General features: G+C 61.2%; 11 protein-coding genes. 8 read left to right on the top strand and 3 right to left on the bottom strand.

The window, feature by feature from the left end:
• Position 1 precedes the first annotated feature (1 nt).
• From ACK83U_RS14275 to ACK83U_RS14260, 4 genes are all read left to right on the top strand, one after another.
• The gene (locus ACK83U_RS14275) at positions 2-640 is read left to right on the top strand and encodes a LysE family transporter (protein WP_112607807.1); all 639 of its coding nucleotides are present in this window, start codon (positions 2-4) and stop codon (positions 638-640) included.
• 28 nt (positions 641-668) lie between these two features.
• Positions 669-2075, top strand: coding sequence for a dihydrolipoyl dehydrogenase (gene lpdA / locus ACK83U_RS14270; protein WP_112412633.1), 1407 nt, complete (start codon positions 669-671; stop codon positions 2073-2075).
• A gap of 112 nt (positions 2076-2187) precedes the next feature.
• On the top strand, positions 2188-5049 hold the full coding sequence (locus ACK83U_RS14265) for an insulinase family protein (protein ID WP_112607957.1): 2862 nt from the start codon (positions 2188-2190) through the stop codon (positions 5047-5049).
• Between the two features lie 101 nt (positions 5050-5150).
• A complete protein-coding gene (locus tag ACK83U_RS14260; protein WP_412474650.1) occupies positions 5151-5663 on the top strand; it encodes a DUF2867 domain-containing protein in 513 nt (170 codons plus the stop codon).
• On the opposite strand, the gene ACK83U_RS14255 is transcribed toward ACK83U_RS14260, so the two are convergent.
• On the bottom strand, positions 5641-6732 hold the full coding sequence (locus tag ACK83U_RS14255) for a TraB/GumN family protein (protein WP_112607803.1): 1092 nt from the start codon (positions 6730-6732) through the stop codon (positions 5641-5643). The genes ACK83U_RS14260 and ACK83U_RS14255 overlap by 23 nt on opposite strands.
• Positions 6733-6862: 130 nt before the next feature.
• Entirely contained in the window at positions 6863-7798 is a 936-nt protein-coding gene (locus tag ACK83U_RS14250; RefSeq protein ID WP_112412637.1) for a tyrosine recombinase XerC, read from the bottom strand.
• 246 nt (positions 7799-8044) lie between these two features.
• Here ACK83U_RS14250 and ACK83U_RS14245 point away from each other — a divergent pair, with 246 nt between their 5' ends.
• Together ACK83U_RS14245 and ACK83U_RS14240 are read left to right on the top strand one after the other, a co-directional pair.
• Positions 8045-8989 carry a 1-acyl-sn-glycerol-3-phosphate acyltransferase gene (locus ACK83U_RS14245; RefSeq protein ID WP_112607801.1) on the top strand — a complete coding sequence of 315 codons (945 nt, stop codon included), beginning with the start codon at positions 8045-8047 and terminating at the stop codon, positions 8987-8989.
• A 26-nt stretch (positions 8990-9015) separates the two neighbouring features.
• The gene (locus tag ACK83U_RS14240; RefSeq protein WP_112607799.1) at positions 9016-10152 is read left to right on the top strand and encodes an AAA family ATPase; all 1137 of its coding nucleotides are present in this window, start codon (positions 9016-9018) and stop codon (positions 10150-10152) included.
• A gap of 223 nt (positions 10153-10375) precedes the next feature.
• Here ACK83U_RS14240 and ACK83U_RS14235 read toward each other — a convergent pair whose 3' ends face one another.
• Complete coding sequence (locus ACK83U_RS14235; protein WP_112607797.1) at positions 10376-11314, bottom strand: aromatic alcohol reductase; 939 nt, start codon at positions 11312-11314, stop codon at positions 10376-10378.
• A 102-nt stretch (positions 11315-11416) separates the two neighbouring features.
• Between ACK83U_RS14235 and ACK83U_RS14230 the strand changes: the two genes are divergently transcribed.
• Both ACK83U_RS14230 and ACK83U_RS14225 read left to right on the top strand, forming a co-directional pair.
• Positions 11417-11842, top strand: a complete 426-nt coding sequence (locus tag ACK83U_RS14230) for a winged helix-turn-helix transcriptional regulator (RefSeq protein ID WP_112413870.1) — start codon at positions 11417-11419, stop codon at positions 11840-11842.
• Positions 11843-12054: 212 nt separating this feature from the next.
• Positions 12055-14286, top strand: coding sequence for a primosomal protein N' (locus ACK83U_RS14225; protein ID WP_112607795.1), 2232 nt, complete (start codon positions 12055-12057; stop codon positions 14284-14286).
• Positions 14287-14363 lie beyond the last annotated feature (77 nt).

Raw genomic sequence — 14363 nt, 5'->3', positions numbered from 1 at the left:
GATGCAATATATTCTCGAATTCCTCGGCCTGATGGCGGTGTTCTCGATCTTTATCGTCGTGCCCGGCGCCGATTTCGCCGTGATCCTGCGCCAGAGCATCGTGCATGGCCGCCGCGCCGCCATGATGACCGGGCTCGGCATGGGCTTCTCGCTGCTCTTTCACATCAGCTACACCATTCTCGGCCTCGGGCTGATCGTCTCGCAGTCGCTTGTCTTGTTCAGCATGATCAAATGGGCCGGCGTTCTCTATCTCGTCTATCTCGGTGTCAAGTCCTTCCGTCAGGCAGGCTTCCAGGTGAAGGATGTCGAGATCACCGAGGAAGACCGCAAGCCGGTTTCCGTCTGGCGCTGCCTGGCGACGGGCTTCGTCACCAATGCGCTCAACCCGAAGCCGGTGCTGTTCTTCCTGTCGCTGTTTTCGACGCTCGTTCATCACGATACGCCGGCACTCATCCAGTTCAGCTACGGCATCGGCATGGCGGCGGCGCTTGTCGCCTGGTTTGCCGGCGTTTCCACCTTCTTCACCGTCAAGCCGGTGCGCGATCGTTTCATCGCGTCGGGCAAATGGTTCAACCGCATCACCGGAGCGGCGCTCGTCGGCTTCGGCATCCGCCTCGCCTTGGCACGGGCGACCGACTAACAAAGATACTAAACAAGGAAATTAAGGCATGTCCTACGATGTAATCATTATCGGAACCGGCCCCGGTGGCTATGTCTGCGCAGTCAAGGCAGCGCAGCTCGGCCTGAAGGTCGCAGTCGTCGAAAAGCGCGCGACCTATGGCGGCACCTGCCTCAACGTCGGCTGCATCCCGTCCAAGGCGCTGCTGCACGCTTCCGAAGTGTTCCATCATGCCGGCCATGGCATGGATGCGCTCGGCGTTGAAGTCGCAGCACCGAAGCTCAATCTCGAAAAGATGCTGGCGCACAAGGATGCAACCGTGAAGTCGAACGTCGACGGCGTCGCCTTCCTTTTCAAGAAGAACAAGATCGATGCCTTCCAGGGCACCGGCAAGATCGTTGCCGCCGGCAAGGTTTCCGTCACGGCCGATGACGGCAAGGTCACCGAGATCGAAGGCAAGAACATCGTCATCGCCACCGGTTCCGACGTTGCAGGCATCCCGGGCGTGCCGCTTGAAATCGACGAGAAGGTCATCATCTCCTCGACCGGCGGCATCGCGCTCGACAAGGTGCCGGGCAAGATGATCGTGGTCGGCGGCGGCGTGATCGGCCTCGAGCTCGGCTCGGTCTGGTCGCGCCTCGGCGCGAAGGTCACCGTCGTCGAATATCTCGACACCATCCTCGGCGGCATGGACGGCGAAGTCTCCAAGCAGTTCCAGCGTATGCTCGCCAAGCAGGGCATCGAATTCCATCTCGGCGCCAAGGTTGTCGGCGTCGAAAAGTCCGGCAATGGCGCGAAGGTTACCTTCGAGCCGGTCAAGGGCGGCGACAAGGTCGTGCTCGATGCCGATGTCGTTCTCGTTGCCACGGGCCGCAAGCCGTACACGGCAGGCCTCGGCCTCGAAGAAGCTGGCGTTACGCTTGACAATCGCGGCCGCGTCGAGATCGATGGCCACTTCAAGACCAATGTTGCCGGCATCTATGCCATCGGTGACGTGGTGAAAGGGCCGATGCTCGCGCACAAGGCGGAAGACGAGGGCGTGGCGCTTGCCGAGATCCTCGCGGGCCAGGCTGGTCACGTCAATTACGATGTCATTCCAAGCGTCGTCTATACGCAGCCGGAAGTCGCCTCCGTCGGCAAGACTGAGGAAGAGCTGAAGGCCGCAGGCATCGCCTATAAGGTCGGCAAGTTCCCGTTCTCCGCCAACGGCCGCGCCCGCGCCATGCTGGCAACGGACGGTTTCGTGAAGATCCTCGCCGACAAGGAAACGGACCGCGTTCTCGGCGGCCATATCGTCGGCTTCGGCGCCGGCGAGATGATCCACGAGATCGCCGTGCTGATGGAATTCGGCGGTTCGTCGGAAGATCTCGGCCGCACCTGCCATGCGCATCCGACAATGTCGGAAGCCGTGAAGGAAGCAGCACTCGCGACCTTCTTCAAGCCGATCCATATGTAAGATCGAACCGTCCCGGCGAGACAAACGCCGGGATTGCAATGCTTGCCTGATGATGCGATGTACGGGCTCCCGTGCATCGCATCGTCCAATCGTTTTCACCAACAAAGCAAGCATGTCACGTCAAAACCCAGCCGGTCGTCTATCCCTGAAACTTTTCGTTGCGACAACGCTCGCGCTCCTCGTTACCGTTGCGGCACCGGCCCATGCGGAAACGCCCGTCGCCAGCTGGCCTCAGGCGGCAAGCGATCTCCCGGTGGAGCAGGGAATCCGCTTTGGGACCCTGCCGAACGGTATGCGCTATGCCGTCATGCACAATGCGACCCCGGCCGGGCAGGTGGCGATCCGCTTCCGTATCGGTGCCGGCTCGTTGCAGGAGCGTGATGACCAGCAAGGTCTGGCGCATTTCCTCGAGCACATGGCCTTCAAGGGCTCAACCCATGTGCCGGAAGGCGAGATGGTGCGCACCCTTCAGCGTCTTGGCCTGGCTTTCGGCGCGGATACCAATGCGTCCACGAGCTACGGCGAAACTGTTTATGCGCTGGACCTGCCGGAAGCCAAACCGGAGACGGTTTCGACCGGCCTGATGCTGATGCGCGAGACGGCGAGCGAGCTGACGCTCGATGCCGGCGCCTTCGACCGCGAGCGCGGCGTCATCCTTTCGGAAGAGAAACTGCGCGACACGCCGCAATATCGTGGCGGGACTGGTCTCCTCGCTCAACTGCTGCCAGGGCAGCGCGTGCCGCAGCGCCCGCCGATCGGCAAGACCGATATCATCAGCAACGCTCCGGTCGATCTGCTGCGGGACTTCTATCGCACCTATTATCGCCCCGATCGCGCCAGCCTGATCGTCGTCGGCGATATCGATGCAGCCGCCATCGAAGCCGATATCCGCACGCGCTTCGGCAATTGGACCGCCGCCGCACCTGCACCCGTCGACCCTAATCTCGGCATCCTCCAAAGCCATGGAGCGCGCGTCGGTACGGTCGTCGTGCCCGGCGGTGCGACGCGCGTGCAGCTTGCCTGGACGCGCGCTTACGACGCTTCGCCCGACTTGGTGGCCAAGCGCCGCGTGCAGCTGGTCGAGGATATCGGCCTGGCCGTTCTCAACCGGCGCCTGTCCGTTCTGGCGCAGCAGCCCAATCCGCCCTTCGTCAGCGCGCAGGCCGGTGCGCAGGATCTGCTGAAATCAGCCCATGTCGTGATGATTGCCGCCGATAGCGATCCTACGAAGTGGCAGGCCGCCCTGGCGGCCATCGATCAGGAACAACGCCGCATAGCGCAGTTTGGTGCCGACCAAAGCGAGATCGACCGCGAAATTGCCGAGTATCGCTCCACGCTCCAGGCTGCCGCGAACGGAGCTGGGACGCGCGCGAGCCCGGATATTGCCGGTTCGCTCAGCTGGAGCGTCGGTGAAAACATGGTCTTCACCTCGCCTGCGGACGATCTTGCGCTATTTGATGCCGCGATGAAAGACCTGCGTGCAGAGGAGGTCGATCAGGCCCTTCAGCGCGTCTTTGCCGGCAATGGTCCGCAGCTGGTGCTGCAGATCCCGCAAATGCCCGAGGGCGGCGATGTCGCTGTCGAGAAGGCCTATGCCGATTCGCGCGCCGTGGCGGTAAAGGCGCCGGAACAGATGGCTTCGGTCGCATGGCCCTACACCGATTTCGGCAAGCCGGGCGATGTCGTCGAACGCCGGACGGTCGATGATCTCGGCGTGACCATGGTGCGTTTCGCCAATGGTGTCCGCCTGACTGTCAAACCGACGAAGTATCGTGCCGATGAGGTTTTGGTGCACGCCGAAGTCGGCCACGGTCGGCTGGATCTGCCCAATGATCGCGCGCTCCCGATCTGGGCGGCACCGGCGCTGCCGCTATCCGGTTTGAAGGCCATCAGCTATGACGACATTCAGAAGGCCTTCGCCGCAAAGGTCGTCAGCATCGATTTTGCCATTCAGGATGCCTCTTTCAAATTCGAGGGCACGACGCAGCCGCGTGATCTGCAGACGCAATTGCAGCTGCTGACCGCCTATGCCTCCGATCCGGCCTATCGTCCGGATGTCTTCAAGCGGGTCCAGCAGGCTTATCTGAACATGCTTCCTCAGCTTCAGGCGACGCCGGGCAGTGTGGTCGGTCGCGATCTTTCCGGCCTCTTGCATTCCGGTGATCCGCGCTGGACGTTCCCGGACCGGACACAACTGACGGATACCAAGCCGGAAGATTTCGCAGGCCTCCTGCAGCCCGCTCTTTCGAAGGGGCCGATCGAAGTTATCATCGCCGGCGACGTCGGGGTCGATGATGCCATTCGCTTGACGGCGCAAACTTTCGGCGCCTTGCCGGTTCGCAGCGACGGAGAGAAACTGAGCAACGGTTCCGGTGTGCATTTTCCCGCGCCGACGATCGATTCGGTCGTTCGGCTTCATGACGGGCGCAGCGACAGCGCCGGTGCCGCCGTCGCCATGCCGATCGGCGATTTCCTTTCCGATCTGCCGAGAGCCGCCGCTGCCAATGTCGCCGGCGCGATCCTGCAGAACCGCCTGGTCGACCAGTTCCGCATCGCCGAGGGCGCCACTTACAGCCCTCAGGGCGAAGTCGACCTATCGAGATCGATCCCTGGCTATGGTTTTGCCTATCTTTATGTCGAGACCACGCCCGCCAAGGTGGATCATTTCTTCGAGCTGGTGGACAAGATCGCCGCCGATCTCGGTCATGGAGACGTTTCGCCCGATGAACTGACGCGGGCCAAGGTTCCGATCATCGAGGCGGTGAAGCGCTCACAGCAGACCAACGGCTATTGGGTCCAGAACCTTCGCGATGCCCAGACCGATCCCCGGCGTCTCGATCGTATTCGCAGGAGCATCAGCGGCTACGAGGCGGTGAGCGCCGAGGATGTCCGCGCCATCGCAACGGCCTATCTGAAGCCGGACACATCCTGGCGGCTGAAGATATTGCCGGCGGATGGATCGGCCGTGCGTTAGTCCATTATCTGCCGGCCAAATTGCCGCAGCCGGCATTTGTCGATCGGGTAGCATCGCAACGTGTGATAGGCTGCATACGTCGAGTAAAGGCGGATGAAATCATGTCTGCAAGGCCTTTAATGGTGAAGCCCCGTATGCCGCATCCGGCGTTGCCGGATGCCGATTGGGCTGACTGCTACCAACTGAAGATTCCGAACTCGGATCTGACGGCGATTGCCGCCGCCCGAACGATGCTCAGCCGCTTTCCGTTTTGGGTGCGGCTGCTGATACGGGTGCGCGATGCGGTAACCGGCTTGTTCGGTTTGAGATCCAGCAGCGACCTTCGGGCGGAGGAGTGGGAGAAGATCGGCTTCTTTCCCGTCGTCAGCAAGTCCGACAATCAGGTCGTGCTCGGGTTCGACGATCGGCACCTCGATTTTCGGGTCGTCATCGACGTTCGGAACGACGATCAGGGGCGTCGGCTGGTCGATGCGACGACGCTTGTCCGGCGGAACATATTGCTTGGCCGGATCTATCTCGCAATCATTACGCCATTCCACCGGCTGATCGTCGCAACGATGCTTGCCGATCTCGGCAAGCGGATGCAAACGGTCAGTTTACCGCCGTCACCGTAAAGCCCTGCTTGCGCAGCAGCGCCACAAGGCCCTGATCGCCGACGAGGTGAAGCGCGCCAACGGCGATGAAAGCGTTGCCCTTGTTGAGAACGGGCGCGGCACGCTCGGCCATGACCTTGTTGCGGTCGAGGATGATGCGCTGCTCGAAAGCGGCGGTATCGGCATCCGTGATCTTCTGATCCGGTTCGATCACCTTCAGCATCGGGATCATCGCGCCGATATTGCCGGCGATATAGAGCTCCGTCATCGTTTCGTTGACGTCGTTGATCTTGTCGCCCAGTTCGAGCGTCTGCATCAGTGACTTCAGATGCAGCGCGACTGGCAGATCACTCATGGCCTTGGCTTGCTCGGCCAGCGTTTCGAGACCGACGACCTTCTTGCCCTCGGCCGCGGCGTCGGTTGCGAGTTTCTGATCGAGGAATTTCGCACCGGCCGTCTTGCGACGAACCTCGCAGCCCGTCATCTCGAAGGAGCTCGAGATCAGCCAGGGCTGCATGCGGGAGACGGCGGCAAGCGCAATGCCGCGCTCTTTCAGCCCTGCTTCCAGCCGGGCATTTTCTTCGGGTGTGAGATGCTGGCTGATGGTCGAGCCGTCGGTGAGCATGGTGAGTGAGGGATTGGCGAAGAGGGCAGCTGCGGCTTTCTTGTCGTCGAGGATCTCATCCGATTCGACAACGATTGTATCGGCTGATGCAACGGCGTCTGCAGCGCCCTTGGGCATGGTGAGCACGCGTGTATCCGAGACATGCATGGTGCCGAGCAGCCATGATGGCTTCAAGCCGGGCTTTTCGATCTTCCAGAAGATACCCTTGCCGTTCTCCACCTTGTCGCCAGCGGCGATGATGGAGGCGTATTTTGTCGGATCGTTCTCTTGAAGTTCGGCCATGAGATCCTTGCCGCCGCAGCTATCGGAGACTGCGCTTTCGGCATGGGCCGGCTGCAGCGTCAGCATCGTCGCGACCAGCAACACCGCAAGCATCAGCGGAAAGGCGGTGGCAAGCCAAAACAGGATATCGCCGAGCGTCGGCTTCATCGACCGCATCGTCTTGGACCCGAGGGCAGAAATCATCAAAATCTTCCGTTCGCAGAGAGCATGACCGTTAAGGTCCGAAAGCGGCTTTCGGAGGGCATGCCGGGACATGGTTCTGCTTTACGCGAGCGAGACGGAAATTCCCTTAACGCGAGAGGTTAATCCTTTCTTATGCGCGTGGGTGGGCGCGGTCGTAGACCTCGAGCAGGCGCGAGGAGTCGACACCGGTATAGACCTGCGTCGTCGAAAGGCTGGCGTGACCGAGCAGTTCCTGAATGGTGCGCAGATCACCGCCGCCGGCCAGGAGATGGGTCGCAAACGAATGGCGAAGTGCGTGCGGTGTTGCCGTATCCGGCAGCCCGAAGGCGCTGCGCAGTTTTTGCATGCCGTGCTGGATGATGCCCGGCTGCAGCTTGCCGCCGCGCGCGCCGCGAAAGAGGGCGTCATCGGCTTCGAGATGATAGGGACAGAGCTTGCGGTATTGATCGACCGCTTGCGTGACGATCGGCAGCAGCGGCACCAGCCGTGTCTTGTTGCCCTTGCCGGTAATGCGCAGCGAGGTTGCGCCCGGCAGAAAATCCTGCGGCTTCAGATCCAGCGCTTCAGAGATGCGCAGGCCACAGCCATAGAGCAGGGTCAGCACGGCGGCATCGCGTGCGGCGATCCAGGGTTCCTCGTGCAGCTGCGCCTCGTCACTGACGACGGTAATCGCCTGCTTGTCGGAAAGCGGCTTCGGCAGCGATTTCGGCTGTTTCGGCGAGCGCACGGCGGCAGCCCCCGCGGCATTCACCAGGCCCTTCTTTTCGAGATAGCGCAAGAGCGAGCGAAGCCCGGCAAGATTGCGCCCGAGCGAACGCGCGCCCGCGCCGTCCTTGCGGCGGGCGGCAAGGAATGCGCGAAAGTCGGCGGGGCGGAGCGCATGAATATCCTCGATCGTCGCGGGACCGCCGAGATGGCCGGTGAGGAAGGTCAGGAATTGCCGCGTATCGCGTTCATAGGCATTCAGCGTATGGGCGGCGAGCCGCCGCTCCTGGCCAAGTGCTTCGAGCCAGCGGTTGCGTTCCGCCATCAACCTGGAGTCGGCGATAACAAGCAATTCGTTCAGTGGAAAACCCCTTGAAATTCAGATCGCATCTGCCACTTTGAAGGAAGGAAGGTTATGGAATCGCTAATTTTCCCGCTGCTTCCGGTGCGTTTTCGCTTCGTGCCGCGGGGCGCATCTGGACTTCAATGAAACTGCATATGGCTCGTTCCGGATCTCGGATGGTTCGCCTTCCATATGCGAGGCGCTTGTCATGCTTCGATCATATTCGATTGCGATAGAATATATCCCAACTATTCAGGATACTTCATGGCACGTCGCGGTTCGATAACTGCACTCGGGCAGATTGCGGAAGCAATCGCTTTGGTGTCCCAGGGACAGCCAGGACATATCGTCGATACGTTGATCGCAGAGCGCGGGCAGAAGATCGTCCGAAACCCGCTCTGGCCACTCATGCGCCCCTTTCTCTACACGCTGCTGCGCTACAACAAGGCAATCGAATTCGCCGATGATGTCGCCAAGCTTTCGGGCTTCCAGTGCTTCGAATATATGAGCGATCTGCTGCGCCTCGACATCGGCGTGACTCATGCCGACCGCATTCCGGCTAAGGGCGGCTTCATTCTCGTCAGCAATCATCCCACAGGCATTGCCGACGGCGTCGCCGTCTTCGATCTTCTGAAGTCGCGCCGGCCGGATATGATGATCTTTGCCAATCGCGATGCGGTGCGGGTCAACCCGCGCTTCGCCGAAATGATCATTCCGGTGGAGTGGCGCGAGGAATATAAGAGCAAGCTAAAGACGCGCGAGACGCTGCAGCTGACCAACCGCGCCGTTGCCGATGGCAAGGTGACGGTGCTCTTTCCGTCCGGCCGCATCGCCTACTGGAGGAACGGCAAGCTGAACGAGCGTCCATGGAAGACCTCGGCCGTGGGCTTGGCGCGCAAATACAATCTGCCGATCCTGCCGGTGCATCTGACGGCGCGCAATTCCGGCCTGTTCTACTGGTTCGCCAAGTGGTCGACCGAGCTGCGCGACATGACCGTGTTCCACGAGCTGCTCAACAAGCGCGGCGACCGGTTCGATTTCCTCGTCGGCAATCTCATCCCGGTCGAGCATCTGGACGGCGACGTCAACGAAGTGACGAAGGCACTGGAGAGGCACACCGTCTTCGACCTTGCGGCGGACGGCAATGCAAGCTTCGCGCCGCTTGTTCCTCCGAACGAGGATGAGACCCTGCTTTCGCATTCTCTTTAATATAGGAATCGGCTAAACCCTCGGGTATGCAGCTTCGCTCCATGTCTGCCCGGAATTATCGCTCCCTGCGCTCGATCCGAATGGATCTCGCCGATGTGAACCTGTTCATTGGCGAGAACGGGGTGGGCAAGTCAAACCTTTATCGCTCGTTGCAGCTAGTGCAGGCCGCGGTTCGCGGGCGTCTGGCGCATGAGATTTCCAATGAGGGTGGCATGTTCTCGGCCATGTGGTCGGGCAAGCGGCGTTCGCATGAGTCTGCCCGCATCCGTTTCGATGTCGAGTTGCTCGACATGGAGCGGGCGGCAGCCTTCCGTTACTGGATCGAGGCCGGCATGCGGCCGCCCAGCGCCTCCGCCGGCTTTCCGCTGGAGCCGCAGGTCAAGGCCGAGGAGCTTTCGGTCGAAACCGGCAGCAGGCCAGCGACGATGATGAAGCGCGATGGTCCGGGCATTTCCGTGCGCGGCGAGAGCGGTCGCATGCAGGCGCATCCCGAAAACGCCCTGACCTCCGAAACGGCGATCGCGCTTTTGAGTGATGCCGGTCATTTTTCGGAGATCGGCACTTTTCGGCGCGCCATCGATGCCTGGCGATTCTACCACGGCTTCCGCACCGATCGCGGCTCGCCGCTGCGCGCGCCTTGCCTTGCCGTCACCTCTCCTATGCTGGATGAGGACGGCGCCAACATCGCCGCCGTTTTCGCGACCCTTGTCCATACGCGCGAAGATACCGTCGAGCTGGACCGGGTTCTTGCCGCAGCGCTCGGCGGTGCCCGGCTCGTGGTGCCGGAGCCACAGGAAACGGCGGATTTCGGCCTGATGCTGCCCGAGTTTCCCAACCGTGTTTTCCAGCCGCGCGAGCTTTCCGATGGCCAGATCCGGTTCCTCGGTCTCGCCGCCGCCTTGATGTCCTACCGCCTGCCGCCGCTGATCGCGCTGGACGAGCCGGAGGCGAGCCTGCATCCGGATATGCTGCCGCCGCTGGCAGACATGATTGCTGAGGCCGCAAAGACCAGCCAGATCTGGATCGTCACCCATTCAGAACGTCTGGCGGAGGCCGTTCGCGAGCGCTGCGGCGCCCGGCCGCGCCGGGTGATCCGTGAGGATGGCTCCACCTGGATCGACGGCATGCGGCTAACCGGCGAGATTGATGATGAGGATGAATAGCGGCGATCCGATTTCGTCCCTTCCAAACTTATGCGTCCGCAGCGATCATATCGGCAAGCGGCGACGGCATATTCATATGAACAGCCCGGCGTGGTCATATACCTCGCCGGGCCGCATCGTTCTAGAGCGGTTCACTTTTCACGGAATCTCTGAGCCGCTCCATCTCTTTATTGTCTCGCAATTCCGGACGGAAAACCGCTGCGCACTTTTCCCGGAATTGCTCTTAGGAGCGAAGGTTTTCTCTGATCCACTCTTCAGCGGTCGTAACCTTTATGCCATGTCGCTCATTGAAGCTGCCGCGCTTCGGCCATGCCACGCCTTTGCCCTCGGCAAAGACCGCCCGATATTTCTTGATATGGTTATCTGGGTCCTGTGCAAGTTCCGACTTGAGCTGAGGCACTGTCCATTCCGCTTTCGTAAACGGCCGCCCAAGCACGGTCTGAAGTGTGTCGGCAACCTGGCCGTAGGTCACGCTGTCGCCAGCAAGATAGACAATCTCGTTGCGGATCATTGGCCGAGCGAAGACCACCTCGGCGGTCAACGCACCAATATCGTCAGGAGTCGTCAGCGTAACTTCCGTATCCAGGCTGCCCAGCGCGTTGACGACGTTCTTTTCGAGATCGACGACCTCGAAGATCGGTTCAAATAAGAAGCTGGTGAACATTCCCGTAGAGATCACCACCCAGTCGGTCTTGTCTTGCGCGCGCAGAAGGTCACGCACGTCGATCTGGGCATCGAACAGGTCCTGCGGGCTGCCACGACCGATGACGTCGAAGTCGACGCCAAACTGCCACGGAAAATAGCGCTTCAGGTTCGCTTCAAGTGCAGCTTTCGCAAGTTTCATTGGTGTGTTTCGACCAGCGGAAAAGCCCGCACAACCGATCACGGTATCAAAACGTGCGAAGATCGCTGCGAGTTCACTTATTGTTGCGCTAAGGATGTCGCCAGGGACGATCTCGATCCCCAGTTCGCGTATCTCGGAGACATCACGCTGCTTTGCCGGGTCGGTCGACTCAACGGTCGCCGCCCGCAAGAGGACGCTGACGGCTGTACCCGAATGATCCTTGGCCTTACGCGCCAGATTGCGTAGTACAGGCATACCAAGCTCTCCGGCACCAATGACCAGGATCGACTGTCCTTCTGTTGTTTGCGTGGAGTTCATTTTGGAAATCCTTTCTACTCTCACCGTTCGTGGGAACGGGTAAATGGCATCTCTCAGAAAGGATCGTAAGAAGGTACACGCGTGATACCGTAGGGCAGAAAGATGACGAGAGACGAAATCCTGAGCTATTCTCAAGCGGTCTGCGATGGTCTTCGCGAGGATGATGACGGGGTAAGACGCGAAGTTCTGACCCATGCAGGGAATAGATGGTCGCTGGGCGTCATCCATACCTTGGGCGTCTATGGTAGACTGCGCCATGCGGATATCGGACGAAGAATGCATGGTGTTACCCAGAGGATGCTGACACGCACGCTACGACAACTTGAGAGAGATGGGCTGGTCACACGCCATGACCTGGTGGAGATGCCGCCACGCGTGGAATACGAGCTTACCGAGTTGGGAATGGGGCTCCTGATCCGCATGATCCCGCTTTGGACATGGGTCGTTGAAAACTCGGATCAGTTTCGAAAATCGCGTGAGGAATATGACGCGCGACCGCATGAGAAACCATCATGGCAGACTTTTTAACGGGCTCGTAGGCCGCCACGGGCAGCTTGCCTCATGATCCATGATTATCTGCGGTTAGGACGCACCGGGTCCGCTGGGCCGATAGCGATCATTGATGACGCTGTCGCAAAGGACGAATATTTCCGACAGCCGCAAGCCATCCGCATTTTGCGAGCCATCGTGCGCTGCTCCCGGGTTTTCTTTTGCGTCCGTCCGGGGCATGGTCTGGCGCAATGAGCAAAGATTCTTCCGATCTGTTCGGTGCGCTTTTCGAGGCGGCGCCCGCAAAGCCTGTGATGAGCCGTACCGTACCCGTTCTCGTGCCGATGCCGGCGCCGCGGGCCTATTCCTATGCCGTGCCTGACGGCATGGCGGTGGAGCCCGGTTCGGTCGTGCAGGTGCCACTCGGGCCAAGGCAGGTTATCGGCGTCGTCTGGGATGGCGAGGATGACGGTGGTGTCGATCCGAAGAAGCTTCGGCCGATCAGCCATGTGTTCGATTGCCCGCCGCTCGGTAAGCACATGCGCGATTTCATCGATTGGGTTGCCGCCTATACGCTCTCGCCGCCGGGGCTTGTGGCGCGCATGGCGCTTCGAGCGCCGGCTGCCTTTGATCCCGAGCCGATGATCGAGGGCTTGCGCTTTATCGGCGGCCAGCCGGAACGGATGACGCCGGCTCGCGCCAAGGTGATGGAGATCGCCGCCGATGGGCTTTCGTGGACACGGCTTGGCCTTGCGCATGCGGCGGGTGTGTCCACCAGCGTCGTCGACGGATTGATCTCGCAGGGCATTTTCGAAACCATCTTCCTGCCGCCGCCGCCTGTCGTCGCCAAGCCTGATCCGGAATTCACCGCGTCGCGGCTGCAGGGGCCGCAAAAGGATGCGGCCGACGAAATCCTGGCCGACGTGCGCAAGGGCGAGTTCGCGGTTTCGCTGATCGACGGTGTCACCGGTTCCGGCAAGACGGAGGTCTATTTCGAGGCCATTGCTGAAACGCTCCGGCGCGGCAAACAAGTGTTGATCCTGCTGCCGGAGATCGCACTGACGGCCAGCTTCCTGGAACGCTTTCAGGATCGCTTCGGCGCCAAGCCGGCCGAATGGCATTCCGATCTCGCGCCGAAGATGCGGGAAAAGGTCTGGCGTCAGGCTGTGACCGGCGAGGTTCGGGTCGTGGCCGGGGCGCGTTCGGCGCTCTTCCTGCCCTTCGAGGATCTCGGGCTGATCATCGTCGATGAAGAGCATGATCCCGCCTACAAGCAGGAGGATCGCGTTTATTATAATGCGCGCGATATGGCCGTGGTGCGCGGCCGCATCGGTGATTTTCCCGTCGTGCTGGTGTCGGCGACGCCTTCGGTCGAGAGCCAGGTTAACGGCCAGAGCGGGCGCTACACGACAATCCATCTGCCGACTCGCTTCGGCGATGCGGCGCTTCCGGATCTGCATCTGATCGATATGCGCCGGCATGCGCCCGAGCGCGGCGGCTTTCTTTCGCCGGTCATGATCCGCGCGATCGGCAAGACGGTTGCCAAGGGCGAGCAGGCGCTCTTGTTCCTCAATAGGCGCGGCTATGCGCCGCTGACGCTCTGCCGGGTCTGCGGCCACCGGTTTCAATGCCCTCAATGTTCGAGCTGGCTGGTCGAGCACCGTTTCCGCAACCAGATCCAATGTCATCAATGCGGCTATGCCGAGCGCACGCCGGAGGCCTGCCCCGAATGCGGCACGCTCGACCACCTCGTCGCCTGCGGGCCGGGCGTCGAGCGCATTGCAGAGGAGGTGGAGCGGCATTTCCCCGAGGCGCGGACGATCGTGCTCTCCTCGGACATTATGGGCGGCGTCAAGCGCTTGCGGCTCGAGCTGGAGGCCATCGCCAAGGGCGAGGCTGACATCGTCATCGGTACGCAGCTCGTCGCCAAGGGGCATAATTTCCCGCTGATGACGCTGGTCGGTATCGTCGATGCGGATCTTGGCCTGGCGAATGGCGATCCGCGCGCTGCCGAGCGGACATTCCAGCTCCTGTCGCAGGTGACAGGACGCGCCGGCCGAACTGGCTTGAAGAGCCACGGACTGCTGCAGACCTACCAGCCGCAGCATCCCGTCATGCAGGCGATCGTATCCGGCGACGCCAGTGCCTTTTACGAGCGCGAGATCTCGGAGCGGGAGAGGGCCATCTTGCCGCCCTTCGGCCGGCTTGCCTCGATCATCGTCTCGGCCGACAGCAGGCAGGATGCCGAAACCCATGCCCGCGGCATGCGCAATGCGGCGCCGCAGGTCTCGGGCATATCGGTACTGGGTCCGGCCGAAGCGCCGATCGCGCTGGTGCGCGGCCGCCATCGTTTCCGTCTGCTCGTGCACGGCAGGCGGAATTCCGACATGCAAAGCTTTCTGCGAGCCATGCTGGCGCAATCCCCAAAGGAGCGCGGCTCCGTGCAGGTGCAGCTCGATATCGATCCGCAAAGCTTTCTGTGATTGGCGCGGCAGATATCCTGGCTGCACCTTTCCCTTGTAATGCGGATCATGCCATAAGTCGGCCGTCTCACTTGACC

The organism is Rhizobium sp. WW22, from assembly GCF_047041135.1.
In the GTDB taxonomy this organism is placed as follows: domain Bacteria; phylum Pseudomonadota; class Alphaproteobacteria; order Rhizobiales; family Rhizobiaceae; genus Rhizobium.
The sequence above is the reverse complement of the archived record's forward strand: the minus strand, read 5'-3'. Positions and strand labels throughout refer to the sequence as shown.